General features: G+C 64.3%; 23 protein-coding genes. 12 read left to right on the top strand and 11 right to left on the bottom strand.

Annotated features, from left to right (window positions below; translation table 11 throughout):
- Nucleotides 1-39 precede the first annotated feature (39 nt).
- The 3 genes from ACFSOZ_RS37695 (at nucleotide 40) to ACFSOZ_RS37685 (ending at nucleotide 1,814) form a co-directional block, all read left to right on the top strand.
- On the top strand, nucleotides 40-471 hold the full coding sequence (locus ACFSOZ_RS37695) for a MarR family winged helix-turn-helix transcriptional regulator (protein WP_379106823.1): 432 nt from the start codon (nucleotides 40-42) through the stop codon (nucleotides 469-471).
- 123 nt (nucleotides 472-594) lie between these two features.
- Nucleotides 595-900, top strand: a complete 306-nt coding sequence (locus ACFSOZ_RS37690) for a hypothetical protein (RefSeq protein WP_379106821.1) — start codon at nucleotides 595-597, stop codon at nucleotides 898-900.
- A 26-nt stretch (nucleotides 901-926) separates the two neighbouring features.
- Nucleotides 927-1,814: a sigma-70 family RNA polymerase sigma factor gene (locus ACFSOZ_RS37685; RefSeq protein WP_379106819.1), complete on the top strand. Its 888-nt coding sequence runs from the start codon at nucleotides 927-929 to the stop codon at nucleotides 1,812-1,814.
- A 40-nt stretch (nucleotides 1,815-1,854) separates the two neighbouring features.
- Here ACFSOZ_RS37685 and ACFSOZ_RS37680 read toward each other — a convergent pair whose 3' ends face one another.
- Nucleotides 1,855-5,808 (bottom strand): AsmA family protein, encoded by a 3,954-nt coding sequence (locus tag ACFSOZ_RS37680; protein ID WP_379106818.1) that lies wholly within the window; start codon nucleotides 5,806-5,808, stop codon nucleotides 1,855-1,857.
- A gap of 133 nt (nucleotides 5,809-5,941) precedes the next feature.
- On the opposite strand from ACFSOZ_RS37680, the gene ACFSOZ_RS37675 reads away from it, so the two are divergent.
- A complete protein-coding gene (locus ACFSOZ_RS37675) occupies nucleotides 5,942-6,931 on the top strand; it encodes a Dyp-type peroxidase (protein WP_379106815.1) in 990 nt (329 codons plus the stop codon).
- Nucleotides 6,932-7,078: 147 nt separating this feature from the next.
- On the opposite strand, the gene ACFSOZ_RS37670 is transcribed toward ACFSOZ_RS37675, so the two are convergent.
- On the bottom strand, nucleotides 7,079-7,474 hold the full coding sequence (locus tag ACFSOZ_RS37670) for a hypothetical protein (RefSeq protein WP_379106813.1): 396 nt from the start codon (nucleotides 7,472-7,474) through the stop codon (nucleotides 7,079-7,081).
- The gene (locus ACFSOZ_RS37665) at nucleotides 7,475-8,893 is read right to left on the bottom strand and encodes an FAD-binding oxidoreductase (protein ID WP_379106811.1); all 1,419 of its coding nucleotides are present in this window, start codon (nucleotides 8,891-8,893) and stop codon (nucleotides 7,475-7,477) included.
- Nucleotides 8,894-9,015: 122 nt separating this feature from the next.
- Between ACFSOZ_RS37665 and ACFSOZ_RS37660 the strand changes: the two genes are divergently transcribed.
- Both ACFSOZ_RS37660 and ACFSOZ_RS37655 read left to right on the top strand, forming a co-directional pair.
- Entirely contained in the window at nucleotides 9,016-9,501 is a 486-nt protein-coding gene (locus ACFSOZ_RS37660) for a thioesterase family protein (RefSeq protein WP_379106809.1), read from the top strand.
- A gap of 144 nt (nucleotides 9,502-9,645) precedes the next feature.
- A complete protein-coding gene (locus ACFSOZ_RS37655; RefSeq protein WP_095087062.1) occupies nucleotides 9,646-9,843 on the top strand; it encodes a hypothetical protein in 198 nt (65 codons plus the stop codon).
- Nucleotides 9,844-9,870: 27 nt separating this feature from the next.
- On the opposite strand, the gene ACFSOZ_RS37650 is transcribed toward ACFSOZ_RS37655, so the two are convergent.
- Nucleotides 9,871-10,350, bottom strand: a complete 480-nt coding sequence (locus ACFSOZ_RS37650; RefSeq protein WP_379106807.1) for an Lrp/AsnC family transcriptional regulator — start codon at nucleotides 10,348-10,350, stop codon at nucleotides 9,871-9,873.
- 89 nt (nucleotides 10,351-10,439) lie between these two features.
- On the opposite strand from ACFSOZ_RS37650, the gene ACFSOZ_RS37645 reads away from it, so the two are divergent.
- Complete coding sequence (locus tag ACFSOZ_RS37645; protein ID WP_379106806.1) at nucleotides 10,440-11,342, top strand: EamA family transporter; 903 nt, start codon at nucleotides 10,440-10,442, stop codon at nucleotides 11,340-11,342.
- Between the two features lie 5 nt (nucleotides 11,343-11,347).
- Here the strand turns inward: ACFSOZ_RS37645 and ACFSOZ_RS37640 are convergent, their stop codons facing one another.
- Nucleotides 11,348-12,235 (bottom strand): dienelactone hydrolase family protein, encoded by an 888-nt coding sequence (locus ACFSOZ_RS37640; protein WP_379106804.1) that lies wholly within the window; start codon nucleotides 12,233-12,235, stop codon nucleotides 11,348-11,350.
- A gap of 253 nt (nucleotides 12,236-12,488) precedes the next feature.
- Between ACFSOZ_RS37640 and ACFSOZ_RS37635 the strand changes: the two genes are divergently transcribed.
- Nucleotides 12,489-12,647, top strand: coding sequence for a hypothetical protein (locus tag ACFSOZ_RS37635; RefSeq protein ID WP_379106802.1), 159 nt, complete (start codon nucleotides 12,489-12,491; stop codon nucleotides 12,645-12,647).
- Nucleotides 12,648-12,649: 2 nt separating this feature from the next.
- Nucleotides 12,650-13,087, top strand: coding sequence for a hypothetical protein (locus ACFSOZ_RS37630; RefSeq protein ID WP_379106800.1), 438 nt, complete (start codon nucleotides 12,650-12,652; stop codon nucleotides 13,085-13,087).
- Between the two features lie 43 nt (nucleotides 13,088-13,130).
- Here ACFSOZ_RS37630 and ACFSOZ_RS37625 read toward each other — a convergent pair whose 3' ends face one another.
- On the bottom strand, nucleotides 13,131-15,446 hold the full coding sequence (locus ACFSOZ_RS37625; RefSeq protein ID WP_379106798.1) for a glucose/quinate/shikimate family membrane-bound PQQ-dependent dehydrogenase: 2,316 nt from the start codon (nucleotides 15,444-15,446) through the stop codon (nucleotides 13,131-13,133).
- Between the two features lie 193 nt (nucleotides 15,447-15,639).
- On the opposite strand from ACFSOZ_RS37625, the gene ACFSOZ_RS37620 reads away from it, so the two are divergent.
- The 3 genes from ACFSOZ_RS37620 to ACFSOZ_RS37610 all read left to right on the top strand — a co-directional run bounded on the left by ACFSOZ_RS37620 (nucleotide 15,640) and on the right by ACFSOZ_RS37610 (nucleotide 19,551).
- Complete coding sequence (locus tag ACFSOZ_RS37620) at nucleotides 15,640-16,467, top strand: DUF2059 domain-containing protein (protein WP_379106795.1); 828 nt, start codon at nucleotides 15,640-15,642, stop codon at nucleotides 16,465-16,467.
- A 33-nt stretch (nucleotides 16,468-16,500) separates the two neighbouring features.
- A complete protein-coding gene (locus ACFSOZ_RS37615) occupies nucleotides 16,501-16,749 on the top strand; it encodes a hypothetical protein (protein ID WP_379106793.1) in 249 nt (82 codons plus the stop codon).
- A gap of 141 nt (nucleotides 16,750-16,890) precedes the next feature.
- Nucleotides 16,891-19,551: an ATP-dependent helicase gene (locus ACFSOZ_RS37610; RefSeq protein WP_379106791.1), complete on the top strand. Its 2,661-nt coding sequence runs from the start codon at nucleotides 16,891-16,893 to the stop codon at nucleotides 19,549-19,551.
- A gap of 57 nt (nucleotides 19,552-19,608) precedes the next feature.
- Here ACFSOZ_RS37610 and ACFSOZ_RS37605 read toward each other — a convergent pair whose 3' ends face one another.
- The 5 genes from ACFSOZ_RS37605 to ACFSOZ_RS37585 form a co-directional block, all read right to left on the bottom strand.
- Nucleotides 19,609-20,652, bottom strand: a complete 1,044-nt coding sequence (locus ACFSOZ_RS37605; RefSeq protein WP_111547241.1) for an ABC transporter permease — start codon at nucleotides 20,650-20,652, stop codon at nucleotides 19,609-19,611.
- Nucleotides 20,649-21,446 carry an ATP-binding cassette domain-containing protein gene (locus ACFSOZ_RS37600; protein ID WP_379106789.1) on the bottom strand — a complete coding sequence of 266 codons (798 nt, stop codon included), beginning with the start codon at nucleotides 21,444-21,446 and terminating at the stop codon, nucleotides 20,649-20,651. The genes ACFSOZ_RS37605 and ACFSOZ_RS37600 overlap by 4 nt, the downstream gene beginning before the upstream one ends.
- A gap of 73 nt (nucleotides 21,447-21,519) precedes the next feature.
- Entirely contained in the window at nucleotides 21,520-22,527 is a 1,008-nt protein-coding gene (locus ACFSOZ_RS37595; protein ID WP_379106787.1) for a substrate-binding domain-containing protein, read from the bottom strand.
- 106 nt (nucleotides 22,528-22,633) lie between these two features.
- The gene (locus ACFSOZ_RS37590) at nucleotides 22,634-23,539 is read right to left on the bottom strand and encodes a sugar phosphate isomerase/epimerase family protein (RefSeq protein ID WP_379106785.1); all 906 of its coding nucleotides are present in this window, start codon (nucleotides 23,537-23,539) and stop codon (nucleotides 22,634-22,636) included.
- Nucleotides 23,539-24,573 (bottom strand): Gfo/Idh/MocA family protein, encoded by a 1,035-nt coding sequence (locus ACFSOZ_RS37585; RefSeq protein ID WP_379106783.1) that lies wholly within the window; start codon nucleotides 24,571-24,573, stop codon nucleotides 23,539-23,541. Before ACFSOZ_RS37585 ends, ACFSOZ_RS37590 begins: the two co-directional genes overlap by 1 nt.
- Between the last annotated feature and the right edge of the window lie 51 nt (nucleotides 24,574-24,624).

Raw genomic sequence — 24,624 nt, 5'->3', positions numbered from 1 at the left:
GCTGGAAATCTGTTTGAGCTTTCGGGGGGAAACGAACAAATGTCTGGTATGACGCAACCGCAGAAACTACGCCCCGCCATCAGCCGTGCCGACTACCAGCGGCTGTCCGAGTTTCGCTACCTGATCCGCTGCTTCCTCGAATTCAGCCAGTTGCAGGCAGAAGACGCCGGCCTGACCCCGCGCCAGCACCAGGCGCTGCTTGCAATCAAGGGATTCCCGGGCGGCGGACCGGTAACGGTTGGCGATCTGGCGGAGCGCCTGCGCATCCGCCATCACAGCGCCGTCGAGCTGGTCAACCGTCTTTGCGAGGCGGGACTGGTCGCAAGGGATCAGGACAAGGATGACCACCGACGCGTGCTGCTGCGGCTGACCGAGCGCGCCGACGATTGTTTGGCCGAACTGTCGGCCGCGCATCTCGACGAGCTGTCACGCATCGAACCCATGCTGAAACGCCTGCTCGTCCGCGAGTGAACACTCCGGCGTCCCAGCGGGTGCCGAAATCATTTCCCGGCACCCCGAATCCTTTGGCTTCATGGGAACGTCTCGGACAAGAGCGCGCCTGCAAGGCGAAATACGATCACAGGAACAACCAAAATGAAACGCCATCTGATACGCTACAAGATCAAGCCAGAACAGGCCGACGAGAACGAGCGGCTGGTCAAGGCTGTTTTCCAGGAGCTCGCCGAAAAAGCTCCGGACGGCGTTCGCTACATGACATTGCGGGCCGGCGACGGAACCTTTGTCCATCTGGTCGAAACGGAAACAGATGCCCATGCGGACCTTATCACCGGGCTGGCGGCATTCGAGGCCTTTCAGAATGGCTTCAGGGATCGTTGCATCGAACGCCCACAACGCGAGGAAATGACCGTGGTGGGCAGCTATCGGATGCTGGACCGGTAGGAGCCGACGACATCACGGGAACGCACATGAACATTCCCATTCCCGGCGGGACCCGCGAGCCCTTCGATCGCCTGTTCGGCGAACTGCGCCCCAAGCTGCACCGCTATTGCGCCCGCATGACGGGCTCGGTCATCGACGGTGAGGACGTGCTGCAGGAAGCCCTGGCCAAGGCGTTCGAAGCCCTGCCCAACGCCGGCCCGATCGGAAATCCGCAGGGTTGGCTGTTCCGCATCGCCCACAATGCGGCGCTCGACTTTCTGCGCCGGCGCGCCCGCGAAAAGGCCTTTTCCGATGAGGATCCGGACATGATCGTCGACCCGGCCAACCCCACCGTCGACCGTCAGGCCGCGGCCGCCGGCCTGCATACCTTCATGCGCCTGCCCGTCGCACAACGAAGCAGCGTCATCATGATGGACGTTCTGGGCTATTCGCTGCAGGAGATCGGCGCCATGCTCGACACCAGCATCCCCGCCATCAAGGCGGCGCTGCACCGTGGCCGCGGCCGCCTGCGCCAGCTCGCCGATGAACCCGAGGATCGCCCTTCCCCCAGGCTGAGTGCGTCCGAACGCCTGCTCCTCGACGCCTACATCGATCGCTTCAACGCCCGCGATTTCGACGCGGTGCGCGACATGCTGGCAGACGAGGTGCGTCTGGAGCTGGTGGCCAGGGCGCGGCTGGATGGTCGCAAGCAAGTGGGCACCTACTTCCACAATTATTCGCGGGTCCAGGATTGGCGTTTCGTGCCGGGCTTCGTCGAAGGTCGGGCGGCAGTCCTCGTCTGCGATCCCGGCGACCCTACGGCGCGGCCGTCCTACTTTGTGCTGCTGGGATGGCAGGAGGGCAGGCTTGCCGCCATTCGCGATTTTCGTCACGCCCGCTACGTCGCCGACAGCGCCGAGATGTCCCTTCTTTGAACAATTACCCCGTCGGATTGAACGACGGGAAGGGTCTGCCCTACTGCAACGACTTCAACAGATTGTCGATGGTGAACGGGTTGGACTTCGGCTTGGCCGGCGGCAGATTGTAGTTGACCCCCGGCAGCGGCGCACGCTCCACCTTCGGAGCCTGTTGCGCGGCCTTGCGTTCGGCCTCGAGCCTGGCCTTTTCCTGCGAAGCGATGCGCATCGCTTCTTCCGCCTTCTGCCGCTCCTGCTCGTCGGCTTGCGCCTTGGCTGCCTCGTCGGCGGCCTGCTGCTCGGCCGCAGCCTCGGCGTCGGCATCCGCCTTTGCTTTGGCCTCGGCATCGGCCTTGGCCTTCGCTTCCGCGTCGGCCTGAGCTTTTGCTTCGGCATCGGCTCTCGCCTTTGCGTCGGCTTCAGCCTGGGCCTGCGCCTCCGCTTCGGCCTTGGCCTTGGCGTCGGCCTCGGCTTTCAGCCGCGCCGCTTCCTCCCGTTGGCGAAGTTCCTCGGCGGCTTTGTCACGCGCATCCTGCAGCGCCGCGTAGTAGCGCACCTCGCGCCGCAGCCGCTGCTTTTCGAGCAGCGCCGCCTGCATCGCCTCGACGCGCTGCTGTTCCCTTTCCAGCGCGCGCTGGGTCAGGAACTGCGCCAGCGGCTCGCTGTCGAACTGCCGCTTCACGGCGCCGAACGGCCCCTCGGCAGTGAAATTTACGACCGGCTCGGAGCCGACCAGCGCCTCGTCGCCAGGCCGATAGGTGATCGCGCCCTTGGCGGAAACCATGGCTGCGTTGAGGTCGGCCGTGATGTCGGCGGACAAGGTCGCTGCCGGATTCTCCAGGTTGATCGGCGGTGCCCTGAGTGTGCCGCCGGCAACCGTGAAGGCGATGTCGGTATCCTTGGCGGCAAAGCTGCCATCGGCGGCGATCTGCGGCGCGAAGCCGGCGGTCTTGGCCGCATCGATGTCGCGCCCGATCGCATCCGCCTTGGCGAGAAACGCGTTGAACGCATCGGGATTGACGCCGGCGACCTGCAAGCTCTTCAGCGTCGCCGTGCCGGAGCCGGACAGGGCGGCCACCATACCATCGACCGATTTGCCGCTGGTCGAGAGTGCCGTCGAGAAATCGCCATTGCCGCTGATGCCGGCATCCGGCAGCACGCTCGCCAGATCGGCGCCGGCCAGTTTCATCTGGCCGCTGAAAAGCCCGGTGCCGTCATTGTTCTTCAGTTCGAACAGGCCCGTCAGCGCACCATTGAGGAATTTCGCCTTGAGATCCGAAACCCGGATGCCTTCCTGGTCGAGCTTGAGCGAAAAGGCGGCGTCATAGGCGGTGGCGAACGGACCGGCGGCAAGTGCGGCCGTCGTCAGGTCGAGATCGGCAGTGAACGGCAGGCTGGATTTCTGGCTGAACGGAGCAGCCGGCCACCCGCGATTCTTGTCGCCGAGGAACGCGGAATCGCCGAATAGCGCCACCGCCGTCGGATCGAGGTCGAGTTCGTCGAGCGCCAGCGCGCCGGCCAGATGCGGCACGCCGTCCTTGACGTCGACATTGACGTCACCCGACACCGCCGCCTCGTTGAGGGCGCCATTGAGATCGCCCAGCACCAGCAGGCCGTTGCCATAGTCGCCCTGCGCCGAAAACGACGCCGACATGCCCGCCCCCATGCCCGGCAGGCCGATGCCGGTCGTCATCAGCCACGGTTCGATGTCGGCGGCATCGAGGCTGAGCTTGCCCTTGGCGGCGAAGCCTTGCGACGTATCGGCGAGCGTCCCCTCGAAACCGGCCTTGAAGTCGTCGCCGGCAAGGCTGAAACTTGTCGCCAGGCCGCCGCCAAGCGTCCCCTTGGCCTGGATGTCCGTGCTTGCCTCGCCCAGCATGCCGAGCGGCAGCGCCGGCAGGCCGTAGAGCGCCAGCAGCGCGGTGGCGTCGGGGTTCTTGGCGTTGAAGGTCAGCCTCACCGGCGCTTCGAGAAGCTTGTCCGCAGCCCCCTTCCCCGACAGCGACGCCGAAAAGGCAGAGCCGCCGGCCTTGCCTTGTCCGCTCACCGCCAGCCCGGTCGTGCCATCGCCATTGTCGGCAGCACTTGCCACGAGGTCGACGCGTGCATCCTGGAACAGCTCGGGATAGGCCGCGGCGCGGCTTGCCAGCCCGTTCAGCACCGCATTGTCGCGATAATGCTGGGCGGCGACGTCGATCAGCGGCTTGAGATCGACGGCAACCACCGAAGCATCGAGCTTGCCGGTCGGGCTCGCTGGAAAATCCTTGATCCGGCCGGTGGCGCTGATCGAGGCGCCGGCAAGCCCGCCGATCGACAACCGGTCGATTTCAAGCAGCCCGTCGCGCAGCCTGAGCGCCGTGTCGACCGTGTCGGCGGTCAGGCCGCCGGCGCTGACCGGCCCGGCCTTGATCTGGAAATCGAGGTCGCGGTCGGCAAAGCGGTTGGCGCCCTTGTCGCTGACGAAGATGGAGGCGAAGGCCGCCAGCCCGTCGACATCGAGCTCGCCGCCTTCGAGCCGCATCAGCACCGACGGCTTGGCGTCGTCGGGCTGGCTGGAATCGATGCGGCCGGAAAACTTCGCCTTGCCCAGGATCAGTTCGAGATCGCTGAATGCCTGGCGCTTTTCCGAGAGATCGACCTTGGCCTTGAAGCCGGCGGCGGGCAGACGGCGGATCGCCTCGTCGACATCCTTCGACAGCCAGGCGGCAAAGCCGGAAGGTTGCGCCACTGCCAGCAGCAGCGAGCCGGTGAAGCCGAAATGATCCTCGACGCTGAGCATGCCATCGGCTTCCAGCGTGGTGCGACCGGGTAAGGTCGCGGCGAGCGATTTCACCGACCAGCCGCCATCGGTCGGCTCGGCGGAAAGGTGAACGTCGCGCACCGTGGTGTCGCCGGCGACCACTGCCGGCAGCTTGACCTCGACGGTGCCCGGTATGGTCGGCTTCGGCAGCTCGTGCAACGCTTGCTCGAGCGCTGCGATGCGCTGGTCCAGCGTCGCCCCGGCGCCGGCCTCGGCCCCCACCGCCTCGTCGAACTGCACCTGCGCGCCACTCGCCTCGATGGCGAAGCTCGGCTTCAGCCCGAGATCGACAGAGGCCTTGCCATCGGCGGTATAGGGATTGTCGAGCGGTCCGGTCTCGAAGCGGAATTCGTCGACGCCGAGCTTCTGGTGGTCGAGCGAAAACTTGCCGTTCAGCCGAAAGCCCGGATCGGGCTTGCCGGCGCTGACCTTCACCGTTTCGCCATCGGTGCCGCGCAGCGCGGCGCTGTTCTTGTCGGCACCGGAAATCTTGAACTGGCCGGAATAGACGGCTGCACCGTTGACGAGGCCGGCATTGCCATCGGTCTCGATGACCAGCGGATAGGCATCGGGATCGGCCTTCAGCCGAAGCCGCATCTGCCCATTGCCTTCGGCCTTGCCGGTGGAGGCATCGACCGTGGTGCGAAGACCGTCCAGCCGCAGCGTGCCGTCCATGCGCCACGGGCCGGCCAGCGACTTGGCCGAGATGGTCGAGTTGATCTCGGAGATGAGATGGCTGCGCCCACCGGCGGCATGGCGCAGTTCGATCTGCCCTTCCGTCACCGTCAGCTTTTCGATCGAGATCTGGTTGAGGTCGAAGGGCGAGGACGGCCGCATCGCCCAGTCGACCGTGCCGTTGTTGGCAATATCGATGGTCGCCTTTGGCCGCACCAGCCGCATGTCGAAGATCAGCACTTCGCCGCGCAGGAAGGGCGCCAGCTCGGCATCCATCGAAAACGTCTCGACGGTCATGGCCGGCTGGCCATTCGGACCGCCGGCGACCGCGACATTGGAGAAGGTCACCGAGGGGAACGGCAGCAGCCGCGCCGTGGCGTCGCCCTGCACGGTCACCTTGCGGCCGAGAATGGCGCTGGCCTCGCGCTCGAACTCGGCACGGTAGCCGGTCCAGTCGACAAAATACGGCACCACCAGCGCCGCACACAGCACCAGCACAAAGAGGCCACCAAAGATCACGAACAGGCGTGCGAGCATCAGCTCCGAACGAGTTGATTGAAATTCTGCCGCACTCTACCCGCATCCGCGTGTCGATAAAGAGGCAATTCATCCAGTGTTGCGCGATGTCGGATGATCTGAAACAAATCCGGGAAAAGCGGAGTGTTTTCGGATGTCGGGCAAGAACTGGGACCGCGTGCCGATCGACGCGCAAAGCGTCGACGCTCCACTGTCATTGTCGGCGGTCTTTCTTGTTGTCACCGTCGCCAGCGAGCAGAGCGCGCTCGCCAAGGTCGGCTCGGTGCTCGGCGGACTGGACGATCTCGTCAAGACTGTCGGCTTCCGCGACCTTTCCGGGCGCCTGTCGTGCATTGCCGGCATCGGCTGCGATCTCTGGGATCGTCTCTGCCCAGACCGAAGGCCGCTCGAACTGAAACCGTTTGCGCCGATCAAGGGGGCGGTTCATTCGGCGCCGTCGACAGCGGGCGACCTCCTCTTCCATATCCGGTCCGAGCGCCCAGACATGTGCTTCGAGTTCGAGCGAATTCTGCTCGATAGTCTTGGTGGCACGGTGACTGTCGTCGACGAGGTGTCGGGCTTTCGCTATTTCGATGCGCGTGACCTGCTCGGCTTCGTCGATGGCACGGCCAACCCGACCGGCCTCGATCTGCCCGCCTCGGCGCTGGTCGGCGACGAGGATGCCGATTTCGCCGGCGGCAGCTATGTCGTCGTTCAGAAATATCTGCACGATCTTAATGCGTGGGCGCGAACGCCAACGCCCCTCCAGGAAGAGATCATCGGTCGTACCAAGATCGACAACATCGAAATCGATGATGACGATGCGCCGCGCAAGTCGCACAAGTCGCTGGCCACCATCGAGGATGCCGATGGCAATGAATACGATATCCTGCGCGACAACATGCCCTTCGGCCAGCCGGGGCGGCAGGAGTTCGGAACCTATTTTATCGGCTATAGCAGGTATCTCTGGGTGATCGAGAAGATGCTGCAGCGAATGTACATCGGTGACCCGCCAGGCGCCTACGACCGGCTGCTCGATTTCTCCACGCCGCACACCGGCACGACGTTCTTCGCGCCAACCCGCCCCATGCTGCAGACACTTGTTCAGGGCGCGCAGGAGAAGCCTGCATCAACTGCGCCTTAGAAGCCTGTCAAGGTAAGCGAACCGGTTTGACCTGGCGCATGGGCGCCTGGTGTCCGGCCGCCTCCATCAAAACGCTCAAGACTGCCCCCTCGTGTAGGCTGGCCGAAAAACGCCCGGCAATGAATTCCAGCGTCGAATCGTGGAACGTCAGGATGAAATGCCGGCGTTTGAAAACATTTCAGGCCTGTGGGACGAATGAACTCGATTTGCCCGCTCCAGGGAAGCGATCCACGAGGAGTTGAGAACTTCAAATGACCCGTAGGGCCGCAAGCCCAGCGCGTAAAGACGGTGGCCGCTGATGGCTTCGTCGTTCGGCGGGCCGAATTGAAATGCCAGATAAGGGTCTGCCGTCAGGATCGCGACGGACTGGTTGCCCGTTACAGGCGAAACCGAGCGCGGATTCGTGCCATCGAATGACGGATCTGGAATGTTGACGATATAAGCAACGAGCAGTCTGCGTTCATCCGCGAAGACGTGAGGCAGGGGAGCGCCGGCAGACGATTGCGGCACCTCGATCGGCAGAAGGGTCTCGGCCGCCGACATCTATCTACCGGCGCCCGGCAGGATCTTGCCGGGGTTCATGATATCAAGCGGATCGAGCGCCTGCTTGATGGTGCGCATGATGTCGACGCCATGACCGAGTTCATGGCGCAGGAAGCCAATCTTGCCCTGGCCGATGCCGTGCTCGCCGGTGCAGGTGCCGTCCATGGCGATCGCCCGCATGTTGAGCCGCGCGACGAACTTTTCCGACAGCGCGATCTCCTTGGGGTCGTCGACGTCCATCAGCACCAGCACGTGAAAATTGCCGTCGCCGGCATGGCCGACGATCGGCGCGATCAATCCCATTTCGGCGATATCGGCTTCGGTCTCGGTGACGCATTCGGCAAAGCGCGAGATCGGCACGCAGACATCGGTCGACAACCCCTTGGCGCCCGGCCGCAGCGTCAGCGACGACCAGTACGCGTCGTGCCTCGCCTTCCACAATTTCGTCCGTTCCTCGGCGACGCTGGTCCACAGGAATGGCCCGCCGCCATTCTCCTCGGCGATCATGCCGAAGGTCTCTGCCTGCTCGGCAACGCCGGCATCGCTGCCGTGGAATTCGACGAACAGGCACGGGCTCTCGGGATAGTCGAGCTTCGAATAGATCTTCATCGCGCGCATCTGCAGCGCGTTGACCAGTTCGATGCGCGCCACCGGAATGCCCATCTGGATGGTTGCGATGACCGCGTTGCAGGCCGCCTCGACGCTCGGAAACGGGCAGACGCCGCCGGAGATCGCCTGCGGGATGCCTTGCAGCTTCAGCGTCAGCGAGGTGATGATGCCGAGCGTACCTTCTGAGCCTATCAGCAGCCGTGTCAGATCGTAGCCGGCCGAACTCTTTTTCGCGCGCTTGCCGGTCGTCACCGTCTCGCCGTCGGCCATGACGGCTGTCAGCGACAGCACGTTCTCGCGCATCGTGCCGTAGCGCACCGCATTGGTGCCGGACGCCCGCGTTGCCGCCATGCCGCCGAGCGAGGCATTGGCGCCCGGATCGATCGGAAAGAACAGGCCGGTGTCGCGCAGATGCCGGTTCAAATCCTCGCGCGTCACGCCGGGTTCGACGGTGCAGTCGAGATCCTGCGGATTGACCGCCAGGATGCGGTTCATCCCCGACGTATCGACCGAGATGCCGCCGCCCGGTGCGTTGGTGTGGCCTTCCAGCGATGAGCCGACGCCGAAGGCGATCACCGGTACCCGATGCGCGGCGCACGCGCGCACGATCTCCTGTACCTCGGCCGTCGTCTCCGGAAAAGCGACGCCGTCCGGCGCCTGCGTCGGGATATAGGTGGTGGTGTGGGCGTGCTGCGCGCGGGTCGCCTGGCCGGTCTGGAAGTGCTCGCCCAGCCTTTGCTTGAGGATGCCGAGCACCGCCGCGATGCCTTCCTCGTTGCGTTCGACCGGGTTGAGGTCGCTCAGGGCCATGAATTCCTCCGCGAATGGACCAGCGTCCACCCTTGTTATGCATTTATGGATGCGTAGTCTCACCGGCCACGCTCTGTCCAGACCAGCCCGCTGTATCCGAGCACCAGAACAAGGAAGTTTCGATGCCCATCTCCGCCCCCTTCGTCTCCCAACCCATGGACATCGAGAAGGACTGGATCGATTACAACGGCCATCTCAACATGGCCTATTACAACGTGCTGTTCGACCGCTGTTCGGACGATGCCTTCGAGGCGATGGGCATGGGGCCGAACTACGCCAGGGACCGCCGCCTCACCATCTACACGGCGGAAGTCCATGTCTGCTACGTGCAGGAGCTGCATCTGGAGCACAAGGTCACGGTCACCTTCCAGCTGATCGACCATGACGACAAGCGGCTGCGTGTCTACCAGGAAATCCGCCACGTCGACGGCTGGCTCGCCGCCACCTCCGAATCGCTTTCGCTGCATGTCGACATGTCCGGGCCGAAGGTGGCGCCCTTCCCCGCCGATGTGCTGTCCAAGGTCGAAGCCATGCGCGCCGCCCATTCGGCATTGCCGATGCCGGAGCGCGCCGGCCGTTCGATAGGGATTCGTCGCAAGACCGCTTGAAGCGACTCGACGCCCACGTTAACCTTACCGAGGTTTTAACGGGAAGAAGCCAATTGAGCCATTGAACGACTCAGCGGAGCGGTCGAAAACGATCCTCATGGGTTGTGATACGGGCGGCGGGCGAAGCCGGTTCGAGGGACGTGCATGAAAACCGACATCAAGGTCGAGGTGGACAGGCTTGTCGCCGATCCGCGCATCACCGACTATGATTTCTGGCGCTCGCTCAAGAACGTCAACAACGAGATCTTCCACATCGCCAACAACAACGAGCCGATCCCGTTCGACATGATCCGCTGGCGCGCCATCCTGAAACAGGCGCGCATGAAGCGCGGCCACGCCTAAAATCTTTGAACCGACGATTCCTCGCCCTCAAGTCGGGCGCTTCACCGCCGCCAGCGGCGATCGCGCCATCACCGGTGATGACTGGATGATCGCCGTGTTGGTCATCGCGTAGGGAATGATCCGGTCGATCACCCGTTCGAGTTCGGCCACCGAGCCGACATGCGCCAGCGCGATGAAACAATCCTCGCCGGTCACCCGGTCGCATTGCGCGATCTCCGGCAGCTCGCGGATGATCTCGGCCACGACAGCCAGTTGTCCCGGTACCGGTCGGATGCGCAGCCATGCCGACAGCGGCAGGCCAAGTGCGGCGGGGTTGATCCTGACCGAATAGGCCTCGATCACGCCGCTCTCCTGCAGCCGCTTGATGCGCTCGGCGACACTCGGCGCAGACAGGCCGACCGAGCGTGCCAGCTCGGCCGTGCTGATGCGTGCGTCCTTTTCCAGCACGCGCAGGATCTTCATATCCGCCGCATCGAGGTCGGCACCTTCAGTTCGAAGGCGTTTCATGGAAATCTCCTTGCTTCTGGGCGAAAGATAGCCAGAAGAGCCAACCACCATCCATGTAAATCAGCATATCTGCCTGCGATACTGATCCGATGGATGATCAAACGCAAGCTCTTGCGGCAAACCCTGCCCCTGCTGGCCATGTCCTTGGCGGACTTGCGGCAAGGCTGCCGCCGCATGTCTGGTTCGGTGTCAGCGCCGTTTTCCACTATCTCGGGCCGGCATTCGCCGTGCTGCTGTTCCCACATGTCGGCGTGCTTGGCATGGCATGGCTGCGCATCGCCACCGCCGCGCTGATCTTCGCGCCCCTGACCCGCCCATGGCGAACCTTCGCCCGCGCCGATCGCCCGACGCGGCTGCTGTTGCTGGCCTTCGGTGCCTGCCTGGCGGTGATGAACTGTTCTTTCTATCTGGCGCTCGACCGCTTGCCGATCTCGCTCGTGGCGGCGATCGAATTCGTCGGCACCATCGGGATTGCGTTGATCGGCCTCAGGAGCCCGCGCAATCTCGCCGCCCTTGCCGTTGCCGTCACCGGCACTTTGGTGCTCATCGATGTCAAGTGGTCAAGCGATCCCGTCGGGCTGTTCTGGGCCTTCATCAACGGCGCACTGTTCGTCGGCTACATCGTGCTCGGCCACCGCGTCGCCCGCGCAGGCGCAGGCGACGGCATCGCCGGCCTCGGCGCCGCCATGGCGATCGCCTTAATTGTCGTGCTGCCGATCGGCTTCACCGATGCGCTGCCGGCCTTTTTCTCACCGCTGCTGCTTCTCGCCGCCATCGGCGTCGGCATCTGCTCGTCGGTCATTCCTTACATCTGCGACCAACTCGCCATGTCGCGTTTGCCGCGCGCCAGCTTTGCACTGATGCTGTCGCTGCTGCCTGTCACCGCAACGCTGATCGGCGTCATCGTGCTGCGCCAGATTCCAAGCCTCAGCGATTGCCTCGGCATTGCGCTGGTGGTCGCCGGCGTTGCCTTTCACAAGCCGGCGCGCTGAAACAACTACGCCAGCTTCTCCTTCAGGAAAGCGATCGTGCGGCCCCAGGCGAGGTCCGCCGCTTTCTTGTCGTAGCGAGCCGCCGAGGTGTCATTGTTGAAGGCGTGGTTGGCGTCTTCATAGACAAAGACCGTGTATTCGACATGCGCCGCATCGAGTTCCTTCTTGAAGGCGTCGATGCCGGCATTGATGCGCTCGTCCAACCCGGCATAGTGCAGCAGCAATGCCGCCTTGATCTTCGACACATCGGCGGCCTTCGGCTGCATGCCGTAGTAGGCAACGCCGGCGCTGAGATCGGGTGCGTTGACGGCCATCGTGTTGACAGTGCCGCCGCCCCAGCAGAAACCGACGGCGCCGACCTTGCCGTTGCCGTCCTTGTCGCCCTTGAGGAAAGCGACTGTTGCCACGCCATTGGCCGCCATCTGCGCCGGATTGAGCTTGCCGAACATGTCCCGCGCCTTGTCCTCATCATCAGGCGTGCCGCCGAGCGGCGACAGAAAATCCGGCGCCAGTGCCACGAACCCTTCCAACGCCACGCGGCGCGCCACGTCGCGGATATGCGGGTTGAGGCCCCTGTTCTCATGCACCACGATGACGGTGCCGACCTTGCCGGTCTGGTCGGCCGGCCTGACCAGATAGCCCTTCATGTCGCCGCCGCTGCCGGGATAGCTGATGTCCTCGCCCTTCACGCGCGGATCGTTGTCGGCGACGATTGCCGCTTGCGCCGAATTCGCCGCCAAAAGCGGCACGATCGCGGCCGCCGCCGCGCCCGACCCGGCAAGCCTGGTCAGCTGTTCCATGAAGCGCCGGCGGTCGAGTGTCAGATGCGTGTATTCGTCATAGGCGTCGATCATCGCCTGGGTGATGGCAGGCTTGGTGTTGACGTCGGTCATGGGGCGCTCCTTCGATCTCGGATCTCGACTTCGGTGTCCTCGTCCGTCGCGAGATAGGGGCGAGCTTCGCATCGTCCAGTCACGGCTCGGTGACGCCCTGTATCGCGATGGCCTGAGGCGGTGGATCATCATATTTTGGTCATCGGCGCCAATCTTGATGGCGTTGCCACAATAGTGGGGGAGAGTGCTGGACCTCGGCCGCGCCATGGCGCGGTTACGATCTGAAAGGCCCGATCTGAAAGGAACAACGCCGATGACCATGCCTTCCCCGATCCTGGCAACCGCCTTCCTGGTTGCCGCGGCTGCCATTCTGGCGCTGCGCACGACGATCGTTGCCGCAAGCCGGAGGTCCATGGTCAAGGTTCGCAGCCGCCCGCGCCATCCGGCAAACACAAAAAAGGTTGAGGTCTGACCATGAACGTCCAGGATATCGTCAACACCGTCTCGCAGAAGGCGGGCCTCGACCAGGCGACGACGGAGAAGGTCGTCGGCACAATTTTCTCGGTGCTTGAACACGAGGCGGAAGGCACGAGCGCCTCATCGTTTTTCGCCAAGATCCCCGGCGCCGACGACCTTGCCCATCAATATGACGTCATGGCCGCCGCCCCGGCCGGCGGCGGCGGTGGCTTCCTGTCGTCGCTGCAGGGTGCGCTTGGCGGCGTTCTCGGCGAAAAAGCCGGCGCGCTGGTCGACGGGCTCGCCGCGCTCAAGGCATCGGGCCTCGACATGGCACAGATCCAGAAGGCCGGCACGACGCTGATCCAGCAGGCCGAGGCAGCCGCCGGCCCCGACCTGACCAATGAGGTGCTCGGCTCGGTGCCCGGCCTGAAGAGCCATTTTGGGCTCGGCTGAGGCGACGATCCATCAAGCCAATCTGGTCCTGAAGTAGCCCTCCCTATTTCGGCAGCGCGTAGGCCATTACATAATCCCCCGGCTTGGTGCCGACCGAGCCGTGGCCGCCGGCGACGATGACCACGAACTGGCGTCCGTCGCCGACCGTGTAGGTCATAGGCGTCGATTGCCCGCCGGCCGGCAGCCTAGCCTGCCAGAGCTGCTTGCCGGATGTCAGGTCATAGGCACGCAGATAATCGTCGACGGCTGCACCCAGGAACGCGACACCGCCGGCGGTGATCATCGGTCCGCCAATGCCCGGCACGCCGACCTTCAGCGGCAACGGCAGCGGCGTCATGTCGTAGACGGTGCCGTTGCGATGCTTGTAGGCGATGGTGCCGGTGCGCAGATCCACGCCCGCGACATAGCCCCAGGGCGGCGCCTGGCAAGGGATGCCGAGCGGCGACAGGAACGGTCCCATCACCACCGCATAGGGCGCGCCTTCGTTGCGGTTCAACCCTTGCTCACTGCCGCGCCCTTCGTCCGGGGGCGGCACCTGATCACGCGGAATGAGCTGCGACTTGAACGCCAGATAGGTCGGCATGCCGAACATCACCTGCCGCACCGGATCGACCGCGACGCCGCCCCAGTTGAAGGTACCGAAATTCCCGGGATAGATCAGCGAGCCCTCTACGGACGGCGGCGTGTAGCGACCCTCATAACGCAGGCCCTGGAATTCGATCCGGCACGCCAGCTGGTCGAACATGGTGATGCCCCACATGTCGGCACCGGTAAGCGGCTTCGGATTGAACGAGAGATCCGATGCTGGCTGTGTTGGCGACGTGTGGTCGCCCTCGATGGCACCGCCGGGCGCCGGCACTTCCTTGATCGCAACCACCGGCTCGCCGGTGCGCCTGTCAAGGACATAGAGGTCGCCCTGCTTGGTCGGCCCGACCAGCGCCGGCACGACCGTGCCATCGGCCTTGGTGATGTCGATCAGGCTCGGCTGCGCCGGCACGTCCATGTCCCAGAGGTCGTGGTGCACGGTCTGCCGCACCCAGCGCAACTGCCCGGTGTTGAGGTCGAGCGCGGTGATCGACGACGAGAATTTCTCGACATTGTCGCTACGCCCGGCGCCGAGCTGATCCGGCGTCTGGTTGCCGAGCGGCACGTAGAGCAGGCCAAGCTTCCCGTCGGCGCTTGGCGTCGACCACATGTTGGGCGAGTTGGCGGTATAGGTCTGGCCCGCGGCCAGCGGCGTCGTCTGGTCCGGATTGCCGGAATCCCAGTTCCACACCAGGGCGCCGGTGCTAACATCGTAGGCGCGGATGACGCCTGACGGCTCCTGCGTCGAATAATTGTCATTGACCGCACCGCCGACGATGATCTTGCCGCCTGATATCAGCGGCGCCGAGGTCGAGTAGTAATAGCCCGACTTCGGATAGGGCATGTTGGTCAAGAGGTTGAGCGTGCCGCCTTCGGCGAAGGCCGGGCAGACCTGCCCATTGGCGGCGTCGAGCGCGATCAGCCGCGCGTCCGAGGTCGGCAGGTAGACGCGGGTCGCGCAGGGCTGGCCGGCGGCGATGGCGGCATCGGCATAGTAGGACACGCCGCGGCAGGTCTGGTGCTGGCGATCCTTGTCGAGCTTGACCTTGGGATCGTAGCGCCATTTCTCCTTGCCGGTCGCCGCATCGACCGCGATGGCGAAATTGTGCGGCGTGCAGATATAGAGGGTGTCGCCGATCTTCAGCGGCGTCACCTGATAGGTGGTCTCGCCGATGTCATCCGGCCCCTTCACGTCGCCGGTGCGGTAGGTCCAGGCAGGCTGCAGCTTGGCCACATTGTCCGGCGTGATCTGGTCGAGCGGCGAATAGCGCTGGCCAAACTGCGTGCGTCCGTAATAGTGCCACTCGCCGGCCGGCACATCGTTGCCGAGGTTGGCATTGGCGACCACCTTGTCGGTGCCGAGTTCGCCGGCAATGTCCTTCGGATCAGCGGTCATCGAATAACCGGCGACGGCCAGCGATGCCAGCACGGCAAGGATGAGTGGCGCGCGCGCGTCGGGGCCGGCAAGACCCTGCCTCGCCCACGGCGTCAGCAGCCACAGCGCCACCAGCACGATGATGCCGCCGCGCGGCCCGAGTTCCCACCAGTCGAAGCCGGTTTCCCAGACAGCCCAGGCCAACGTGGCGAGCACGATCGCCGCGTAGAGCCACAGCGCGGTGGACCGGCGCCGATAGAGCAGCCAGGCGGCGACCAGGAAGGCGAGACCGGCAATAATATAGTACCAGCTGCCGCCCAGCGAAGCTAAGCGAATGCCACCGCCGCCAAGCGCCAGACCGATCAGGAAAAGGATGAGGGAGGTGATGGTGACAGCCAAGATGATACTCCTTCGACTGTTGCGCTTGCGACGCCCAAGGACAGCCAGATGCGCCGTTCCTGCCCTGGGCACAACTTTCTCCTGCCCGCCCCGCCTGTCAAGCTGACCCACACGCCAAGGTGGCAATCCAGCTTGCCTGCAGTCGACTTTTCCAGCAGTCTCAGTTGGATCATCTCTGCTCTGGAGCAAGCAAATGACGTCATTCGTTCCGCCGCTGACGCGCCTGGCGTTTGCGTTCTGCTGCCTTGTCTCCCTCACCGTGGCCGCGCCGGCGCAGACGCTGCATGAGATCAACAAGGCGAACGGCTTCCACGAGATGCTGACGGCTATCGGCCCGGGTTTCGTCGCGGCCGTGAAATCGGCGCCGGAAACGCCGCCGCAGAAAGTCCAGGACGCCCTGGCGGCGGCCATGGAAGGCGCCTTTGACGCGAACAAGATGGAAGCAGCCATCGAATCGCGAATGGCGGACAAACTGCCCGCCAAGGACCTGGCCGACCTGGCCTCATTCTATGCGTCACCCCTCGGCAAACAGGTCACGGCGCTGGAAATCCAGGCCTCCACTCCGCAAGAAAGGGAACGCAAGACGATCGAAGGCCCCAAAATCCTGGGCGAGCTTCCGTCCAGGGATCCGGCCCGGCTCGCACAGTACAGACAAATCGTCGATGACCTCAGCGCTGTCGACACCGGAGAAGCCGTGGCCTTGAATATGGGCTATGCGATGCTTTCCGAGATGTTGGGAGCGGCCGGGAAGCCCCTGCCCGACGATCAGATCATGGCCCTGCTGCGTCAGCGGTCCGAGGGTCTTCGTCATGACATCGAAACGGACGTCATGGTGTCGGTGGCCTACATCTACCGGGACCTGCCGCTTGACGATCTCAAACTTTACGGGGCTTTCCTCGCGTCACCGGCCGGCCGCCACTATTACGACCAGATGCAGGTCGCTCTCGGCGCCGTGATGACGGACGAGGCGCGCTCGTTCGGACATCGATTTTTCGTCGCCCTCGGTTACCGCAAGGCTTGAACGGCGGTATCGCGACCAGCACGAGGGACCTAAATGGCCAGCGAAAATCGATACTCTCCCATCTTAGTGGGCATCTTCCTGGTGCAGATGCTTATCGGCGCGCTGGTCGTGGCTGTTTTCCTATGGATGGGCAAAGCCATCATCCCAAAGCATGGTGGTGGTGTACACGTCTTCGATCGGGTCCAAGACCCGTATTTCTATTGGAGCCTGCTGGCCGGAATTTTGTTCGCTCTCGTCGTGTTGCCCATCTGGTATCTCTATCAAGGTCCACCGAAGCGCTAGGCGCTTTCCAGCCATAGGGGCCGCCCCATTCCCGTCCTGTTCTGTCTAATGGAAGCTCCATCCTTGCCGTATCGGGCACTTTAGCGGAACAAAACGTAGACACTTCTGGCCTTTCGCCGCCGAATCACTACATTCGGGGAGATGTCCGGCTTTTCCGAAGACATGCCCTTTTTCGACGAACCCAATGCGCGGCCCACGGCCCCGTCGGGCATTGCCGCGCGCGCCATGGCTGCCCGCAGCGGCCACAACAATGCACCCGACTATCTGAAGGGGCTGAACCCCGAGCAACGGCTGGCGGTGGAAACCACCGAGGGCCCGGTTCTGGTGCTGGCCGGCGCCGGCACTGGCAAGACCCGTGTGCTGACCACCCGCATCGCCCACATCCTCGCCACCGGCAAGGCCTTCCCGTCGCAGATCCTCGCCGTCACCTTCACCAACAAGGCGGCGCGCGAAATGAAGCAGCGCATCGGCATCCTGATCGGCGAAGGCAACGTCGAAGGCATGCCCTGGCTCGGCACGTTCCACTCGATCGGCGTCAAGCTCTTACGCCGCCATGCCGAGCTGGCCGGCTTGAGATCCGACTTCACCATCCTCGACACCGACGATGTCGTGCGGCTGATCAAGCAGTTGATCCAGGCCGAGGGGCTGGACGACAAGCGCTGGCCGGCCAAGCAGTTCGCCCAGATGATCGACGGCTGGAAGAACAAGGGGCAAGGCCCGGCCGACATTGCCGAGGGCGACGCCCGCGCCTTCGCCAACGGCAAGGGCCGCGAGCTCTACAAGGCCTATCAGGCGCGGCTGCAGACGCTGAACGCCTGCGACTTCGGCGACCTTCTGTGCCATCCGATCCGCATCTTCCGCGCCAATCCGGATGTGCTGAAGGAATACCACAAGCGGTTCAAATACATCCTCGTCGACGAATATCAGGACACCAACACCGCCCAGTACATGTGGCTGCGCCTCCTGGCGCAGCGGCCCCAACCGTCGCGCCAATCTTCGTCGACCGGCCTCCAACCGGCCGAAGGCCGCAAGGACGACCGTCCGTCCGAGCCGTTGCGAGGCCCTCGCGGAGGGCCCGCGCCAGCTGGCGCGGAACAGCCAGTGAGCGACAACAAAGTCAACATCTGCTGCGTCGGCGACGACGATCAATCCATCTATGGCTGGCGCGGCGCAGAGATCGACAACATCCTGCGCTTCGACAAGGATTTTCCCGGCGCCACCATCATAAGGCTGGAGCGCAACTATCGCTCCACCGCGCACATCCTCGGGGCGGCCTCCCACCTCATCGCTCACAATGAGGGCCGCTTCGGCAAGACGCTGTTCACCGACCGCGACGAGCCGGAGGACGGCAAGGTGCATGTCCACGCCGCCTGGGATTCCGAGGAGGAAGCCCGCGCCATCGGCGAGACCATCGAGGCCTATCAGCGCCAGAAGCACAATCTCAACGACATGGCGATTCTGGTGCGCGCCTCGTTCCAGATGCGCGAGTTCGAGGACCGCTTCGTCACGCTCGGCCTCAACTACCGCGTCATCGGCGGCCCGCGCTTCTACGAGCGCATGGAAATCCGCGATGCGCTGGCCTTCTTCCGCGTCGTCGCGCAAGGCGCCGACGACCTCGCCTTCGAGCGCATCGTCAACGTGCCGAAGCGTGGGCTGGGCGAAACCACCATCCGCCAGATCCACGACACGGCGCGGGCGCTCCGCGTACCGATGCTGGAAGCCGCCGCCAAGCTGGCCGAAAGCGACGAGTTGAAGCCGAAGCCACGCGCCGCCTTGCGCGAAGTGGCCGCCAATTTCGAGCGCTGGCAGAAGGCGCTGGAGACCACGCCGCATACCGAACTCGCCGAGACCATCCTCGAAGAGAGCGGCTACACCGACATGTGGAAGAACGACCGCTCGGTCGAGGCGCCCGGCCGGCTGGAAAACCTGAAAGAACTGATCCGCTCCATGGAGGAGTACGAGTCGCTGCGCTCCTTCCTCGAGCATGTCGCCCTGGTCATGGACGCCGAGCAGAATGCCGAACTCGACGCCGTCAACATCATGACACTGCATTCGGCGAAAGGCCTAGAATTCGAGACCGTCTTCCTGCCCGGCTGGGAGGAAGGCCTGTTCCCGCATCAGCGCGCGCTCGATGAAGGCGGCCGCTCCGGGCTGGAGGAAGAGCGCCGTCTCGCCTATGTCGGCCTGACCCGCGCCAAGAAGAACCTGCATCTGTGGTTCGTCTCCAACCGCCGCATCCACGGCCTGTGGCAGTCGACCATCCCGTCGCGCTTTCTCGACGAACTGCCGGAAGCCCATGTCGAGGTCGCCGAAAGCGGCAACTCCTACGGCGGCTACGGCAATTCTTATGGCGGTGGTTCCTTTGCCTCCGGAAGAGGCGGCCGGCAGACTCCGTATGGCGCCTCGCGCTTCGACAATGTTGGCGCCGACACCGAAAAATCCGGCGCCTTCTCAAACACCTACGCGACGCCGGGCTGGCAGCGGGCGCAAGCCAATCGCACTGAAGCGACCGACCGCAACTGGGGCTCGCGCTCCGGCCATCAGGTCGAGCGCATCGGCTATGGCGAGACCGATTCTGGCTACGGCGCCGGACGCACTTCCGTCAAAGGCCGCACCATCGACGGCGAACTGGTCGCCAAATCCGTCTCCGACACGCCGTCCGCCTTCAGCGTCGGCGACCGCGTCTTCCACCAGAAGTTCGGCAACGGCAACATTTCGGCCATCGAAGGCAACAAGCTGACCATCGACTTCGACAAGGCCGGCCAGAAACGCGTGCTGGACGGGTTCGTCGCGGCGGTGTGAGCACCCACCTGCCCGGTTGTCCTACAAGCGACCCGCCCGGCTAAAATCTCCCACCCTTCACCTATACCGCGCCTGGTTCCATTTGTGGCCGAGCAGCGACAGGATGATGATCAGCCCGTTGAAGAACTGGACGTAGAAGCCGCTCAGGCCCGCCGCGACGACGCCTGTCTGGATGAACGACACGGTGACGGCGCCGATGGCGCCGCCGACCACGGTGCCGATGCCGCCCCAGGTCGGCGTGCCGCCGACGAACACCGATGCCAGCACCGGCAAGAGATAGCCATCGCCGGCAGTCGGCCACCAGGTGAAGTTGATCATCACCGAGAAGGTGCCGGCGATCGCAGCACCAATGCCGACGAAGACGAACACCTTCACCCGCACGCGCTTGACGTCGATGCCCATCTGCTGGGCGCTGTCGGGATTGTCGCCGACCACCCTCACCTGCGCGCCGAAGCGGTGGCGGTTGTAGAGCATCGCCGACAGCACGACGAAGGCTATGGCCCAGAAGATCTGCACCGGGATGCCATAAACCTGGCTGGAGAAGATTTTGTAGGCCCAGCTGTCGGCAAGGCCGGTCAGCGACATCGACTTGCCCTCGTTGATGATCTGGATCAGGCCGCGGAGCAGGAAGTTCATGCCGAGCGTGGCGATCAGCGACGACAGCCCGCCATAGACCACCAGCGAGCCGACCAGGAAGCCGAGCAGCATGCCGGTGACGAGTGCCGCGGCTATGCCGAGGAACGGATCGTAGCCGGCCTGCACGACCAGCGCGAAGACCCAGGAAGCAAAACCCATCGTCGCCGGGAACGACAGGTCGATCTCGCCGCAGGTGACGACAAAGACCAGCGGCACCACCACGAACAGCGCCACCGGCAGCGTGGTCAGCACCGAGCTGTAGAGATACCAGGTGGTGAAGACGGTCGGGTTGGCGACCATGAACACCGCCATCATGACGATGAACACGCCGAGCGTGCCGAGCGACGCGCGGTTGTCGAGGATGAACCCGCGCAGCCATTGATCGGATGGGTGCTTCCACTCTTTCTGTGGGCGAGGAATGGCGGCGGACGGTTCGTGCAGATCGGGTTCCATGGTCTTGCTCATCGCACTGCCCCCTCGGCGTCGCCGGTGTCGTGCAACCCGGCCAACCCGCCGGGGTGTGCGACATCCTCCATGAAGTTGATGAGGTCTTCCGCCGACTTGATCTCGCCGCGGTCGGCCGTCAGCGCCACCTTGCCGCGATCGAGCACCACGAAGCGATCGGCGATGTCGAATACATGATGGATGTTGTGGCCGATGAACAGGATCGAGCGGCCGCTCGCCCGCACCTGGCGCACGAAATGGAAGACCTTGGCGGTTTCGGTCAGCGACAGCGCCGTCGTCGGCTCGTCGAGGATGATCAGTTCCGCCTGCTTGTAGATGGCGCGTGCGATCGCCACGCCCTGGCGCTCGCCGCCCGACAACTGGCCGACGATCGACTGCGGCGTGAACACTTTCGAGGTGAAGCCGATCTCGCGCATCAGCCGGCTCGCCTCCTCGATTTCCTTGTTCACCTTCAGCCAGCCGAGGAAGCCGGTGAGCTCGCGGCCCATGAAGATGTTGCGCACGATGGTCTGCTGCACGGCCAGCGCCCGGTCCTGGAACACCGTCTCGATGCCGGCGTCGCGTGAGCGTGCGGCACTCCATCCGGTCACCGGCTTGCCGCGCACGAGGATCTCGCCGCTGGTCGGCTTGACCACGCCGGAGAGGATCTTGATCAACGTCGACTTGCCGGCGCCATTGTCGCCGATCAGGCCGACCACCTCGCCGCGGTCGACGCTGAGATTGACTCCCCCCAGCGCATAGACCTGACCATAGGACTTGCTGATACCGCGCAGTTCGATGAGGCGTTCGGCCATGGCGATCCTCGCTTGGTTTGCCGATGATGTTGCCGGTCGGGATCGAGCCCGACCGGCATGCCGAGATTACAGGTCAGCGCAGCGCCTGCTTGGCGAGTTCGGCAACAATCTCATAGTTCTCAGGCGTGACGAAGCCGGCGCCGGTGTCGACATTCATCGGCGCGAGACCCAGCACGACCTGCTGGCAGAGGCTGAGGATCGGCAGATAGCCCTGCAGGAACGGCTGCTGGTCGGCCGTCAGCTGCACCCAGCCGCCCTTGAAGGCCTCGAAGATCTGCGGGCTGGTGTCGAAACCGAAGTTGAAGATGTCGCCGGCCTTGCGTCCCGCCGCCTGCATGTAGGTCGGCACATTGCCGAGCATCTGCCCGCCGGGATAACCGACCGCCTTGACGGTGGGATTGTTGAGCAGTGCTGCGGTGATCACCGGGATCGCGAGATTCGGATCGGCAGCCCACTCGGGCACCGAATTGATTTGAATGACGTCGATGCCGGCCTCTTTCAGCGCCGCGACTGTGCCACGCTCGCGCGCGCCGCGACTTTCGTTATCGAACGGACCGATCATGATCGCCTTGTCGCCGGCCTTCAGCTTGGCCAGCTTGAACGCCTCGGCGCCGAGCGCGCGGCCCTGCTGCTCCTGCTGGGCGCCGACATAGCCCCCACCGAACGCCGCCGTCACCGTCGGCACCGGCACGTTCTGGTACATCATCTTGATGCCGTCCTTGTGCGCCTGTTCGGCCAGCGGCATGATTGCCGCGTCGCCCGGGTGGCCCATCATGGCGATGCCGCCTGGCTTGACCGCGACCGCCTCGCGCAATTGCTGCACCATCTTTTCGACGTCCCAGCCGGAGAAGATATAATCGACCTTCGGCCCGAGATCGGCTGCCGCCTGCTTGGCGCCATTGTAGACGATGGTGCCGAAGGCGTCGCCCTCGGCGCCGCCGACGAAGAAGCGGATGTGGACGTCCTTGCACCATTGGGCGTCGAGCGCCTGCGCCGGCAAGGTGGAGATCGCAGCGGCGAGCATCGTGGCGGCGGCCACGATGGTCGAGCGCGGAAGTGTCCTTCTCATCGTCATGCTCATGCACTTATCCTCCCTTTTTTCCCTGGCCAGGCCGAGGGGTTTTCGATGATCGCTTCGGCAGTGCGCCGCAATCTTGGCCAGCCGGCACCTCCCGCCGGCTCGCTTCTCACACCGGGTTAGGCAGGTAGCTGGCACCTCCCCGGCATTGCTTCAGATAGTCCAGCGCGCGTGCCTGGCCGGTGATTTCCAGATCGCCGCGATAGACCGGATCGTGCCAGCCCTCGATGTCGATGGCGCCCTTGTAGCCGGCCAGCCGCAATTCGCTGATCACCCGCGTCCAGTCGCTGTCGCCGAAGCCCGGCGTGCGCATCTGCACGAACGGCAGCCGGCCGAACACGCCGTGTTCGCGGATCACGTCCCAGCGCACCGTCGCGTCCTTGCCGTGGACATGGAAGATGCGCGGCGCCCATTTGCGGATCTGCGGCAGGGGATCGATCAGGTAGACGAGCTGGTGGCAGGGCTCCCATTCCAGGCCGAGATTGTCGTCCGGCAATTCGTTGAACATCAGCTCCCAGGCGTCCGGATTGTGGGCGATGTTCCAGTCTCCACCAGCCCAGTTGCCGTCCATCGCGCAGTTCTCGAAGGCGATGCGCACGCCCTTGTCGGCGGCGCGTTTGGCCAGCGGCCCCCAGACTTCTTTGAAGCGCGGCAGGCTTTCTGGCAACGGCTTGCCGCGGAGGCGGCCGGTGAAGCCGCTGACGATCGAGGTGCCGAACAGATGCGCGTTGTCGATCACCGTTTCCCAGGCCTGGAGCACGCCGCGATCGACATCGCCGCTTTCCAGCGGATTGCCGAACACACCGATCGAGGAGACCGTGACGTCGGCATCGCCGATCGCCTCGCGGATCTGGCCGGCAAGCCGCGGCAGATCCTTGCCGCCCAGAGTCTGCCAGAAGAAGGGCTGGATGCACTCGAAGCCAAGTGGCAGGATCGCTTTGATATAGGCGGCCGGGTCGTCGAGATTGGCCCGCACCATGGTGCCGATCCTGATGTCGAGAAGCGGGTTTGGCATTATTGTCCATCCTGTGTGGAGATCACCACCCGGCGCCCGGTCTCGGCGCTCTCGATGGCGCCGAAGACCATGGCCAGGCTCTTTATGTTGTCGGCGCCGCATGTCTCCGGCTCGGTGCCGGTCTCTATGGCACGCATGAAATCCTGGATGATGCCGAGATGGCCGCCGACACGGTCGACGGGATCGAGCGGCGGCACGGCAATCGGCTCGGTACGGTCGAACAGGCCTTCGCGGCCTGGCAGGACGACCTCGGCCTTCAGCTCGTCATTGCCGTCCCAGACCAGGCTGCCGCGCTCGGCGACGATGCGCCATGTGCTCTCCCAGCTGGTGCGGAAGCCGGCGGCGCACCAGGAGCCGGCATAGGTGAAGACCTTGCCGCCGCCGAGATCGAAGACCGCGCTGGCCGATGATCCCTGCCGGTACCAGGAACTCGCCGGCTCCCATTCCTGGCAATAGACGCCGGCCGGTTCGCCATTCACCATGTAGCGGGCGGCGTCGAATGTGTGGATCGCCATGTCGAGCAGCAGGACGTGGGCCATCTCCTCTCGAAAACCGCCGAAATGCGGCGCGACGAAGAAGTCGGCATGGATGCTGGTCGCGGCACCGATGGCGCCGGAAGAGAGAAAGCGCCTGATGCGCCGGACGTTGGCGACATAGCGGCGGTTCTGGACGACCGCATGAATACGCCCGGCCCGGCGGGCGGCCTCGACAATGGCGCGCGCATTCTCCGGACTGTCGGCGAGCGGCTTTTCCGTCAGGAGATGGCAATGATGGGCAAAGGCGGAAAGCGCAACCTCGCGGCGGGCAGCGGGAACCACCACGTCGAAGACCACGTCAGGCCTGGTCTGGTCGAGCACGGCGTCGAGGCTGGTGCCGATGACCACATCGGTGAGGTCGTATTCGCGCGCCCTCGCCCGCGCCCTGTCGGCGTCGAGATCGACAAGGCCGACAATGGCAAGCCCGTCGATCTGCCTCACGGCGTCGAGCCAGTGCTTGCTCATCGCTCCGCAGCCGACAAGGACGGCATTGATCATCCAGCACTCCTCCTCCGCTCGGTCCCTCCAGACCGATCGCTACGGCATGAC

This window comes from Mesorhizobium newzealandense (assembly GCF_042682145.1).
Lineage (GTDB): Bacteria > Pseudomonadota > Alphaproteobacteria > Rhizobiales > Rhizobiaceae > Mesorhizobium > Mesorhizobium newzealandense.
Note: the sequence above shows the minus strand (reverse complement) of the source record. Positions and strands in the feature narration are given on the sequence as shown.

Excerpts from the sequence above, each read along its gene's own strand:
- ACFSOZ_RS37695 (WP_379106823.1), top strand. The coding sequence starts at position 40 with ATGTCTGGTATGACGCAACCGCAGAAACTACGCCCCGCCATCAGCCGT.
- ACFSOZ_RS37690 (WP_379106821.1), top strand. The coding sequence starts at position 595 with ATGAAACGCCATCTGATACGCTACAAGATCAAGCCAGAACAGGCCGAC.
- ACFSOZ_RS37685 (WP_379106819.1), top strand. The coding sequence starts at position 927 with ATGAACATTCCCATTCCCGGCGGGACCCGCGAGCCCTTCGATCGCCTG.
- ACFSOZ_RS37680 (WP_379106818.1), bottom strand. The coding sequence starts at position 5,808 with ATGCTCGCACGCCTGTTCGTGATCTTTGGTGGCCTCTTTGTGCTGGTG.
- ACFSOZ_RS37675 (WP_379106815.1), top strand. The coding sequence starts at position 5,942 with ATGTCGGGCAAGAACTGGGACCGCGTGCCGATCGACGCGCAAAGCGTC.
- ACFSOZ_RS37670 (WP_379106813.1), bottom strand. The coding sequence starts at position 7,474 with ATGTCGGCGGCCGAGACCCTTCTGCCGATCGAGGTGCCGCAATCGTCT.
- ACFSOZ_RS37665 (WP_379106811.1), bottom strand. The coding sequence starts at position 8,893 with ATGGCCCTGAGCGACCTCAACCCGGTCGAACGCAACGAGGAAGGCATC.
- ACFSOZ_RS37660 (WP_379106809.1), top strand. The coding sequence starts at position 9,016 with ATGCCCATCTCCGCCCCCTTCGTCTCCCAACCCATGGACATCGAGAAG.
- ACFSOZ_RS37655 (WP_095087062.1), top strand. The coding sequence starts at position 9,646 with ATGAAAACCGACATCAAGGTCGAGGTGGACAGGCTTGTCGCCGATCCG.
- ACFSOZ_RS37650 (WP_379106807.1), bottom strand. The coding sequence starts at position 10,350 with ATGAAACGCCTTCGAACTGAAGGTGCCGACCTCGATGCGGCGGATATG.
- ACFSOZ_RS37645 (WP_379106806.1), top strand. The coding sequence starts at position 10,440 with ATGGATGATCAAACGCAAGCTCTTGCGGCAAACCCTGCCCCTGCTGGC.
- ACFSOZ_RS37640 (WP_379106804.1), bottom strand. The coding sequence starts at position 12,235 with ATGACCGACGTCAACACCAAGCCTGCCATCACCCAGGCGATGATCGAC.
- ACFSOZ_RS37635 (WP_379106802.1), top strand. The coding sequence starts at position 12,489 with ATGACCATGCCTTCCCCGATCCTGGCAACCGCCTTCCTGGTTGCCGCG.
- ACFSOZ_RS37630 (WP_379106800.1), top strand. The coding sequence starts at position 12,650 with ATGAACGTCCAGGATATCGTCAACACCGTCTCGCAGAAGGCGGGCCTC.
- ACFSOZ_RS37620 (WP_379106795.1), top strand. The coding sequence starts at position 15,640 with ATGACGTCATTCGTTCCGCCGCTGACGCGCCTGGCGTTTGCGTTCTGC.
- ACFSOZ_RS37615 (WP_379106793.1), top strand. The coding sequence starts at position 16,501 with ATGGCCAGCGAAAATCGATACTCTCCCATCTTAGTGGGCATCTTCCTG.
- ACFSOZ_RS37610 (WP_379106791.1), top strand. The coding sequence starts at position 16,891 with ATGTCCGGCTTTTCCGAAGACATGCCCTTTTTCGACGAACCCAATGCG.
- ACFSOZ_RS37605 (WP_111547241.1), bottom strand. The coding sequence starts at position 20,652 with ATGAGCAAGACCATGGAACCCGATCTGCACGAACCGTCCGCCGCCATT.
- ACFSOZ_RS37600 (WP_379106789.1), bottom strand. The coding sequence starts at position 21,446 with ATGGCCGAACGCCTCATCGAACTGCGCGGTATCAGCAAGTCCTATGGT.
- ACFSOZ_RS37595 (WP_379106787.1), bottom strand. The coding sequence starts at position 22,527 with ATGAGCATGACGATGAGAAGGACACTTCCGCGCTCGACCATCGTGGCC.
- ACFSOZ_RS37590 (WP_379106785.1), bottom strand. The coding sequence starts at position 23,539 with ATGCCAAACCCGCTTCTCGACATCAGGATCGGCACCATGGTGCGGGCC.
- ACFSOZ_RS37585 (WP_379106783.1), bottom strand. The coding sequence starts at position 24,573 with ATGATCAATGCCGTCCTTGTCGGCTGCGGAGCGATGAGCAAGCACTGG.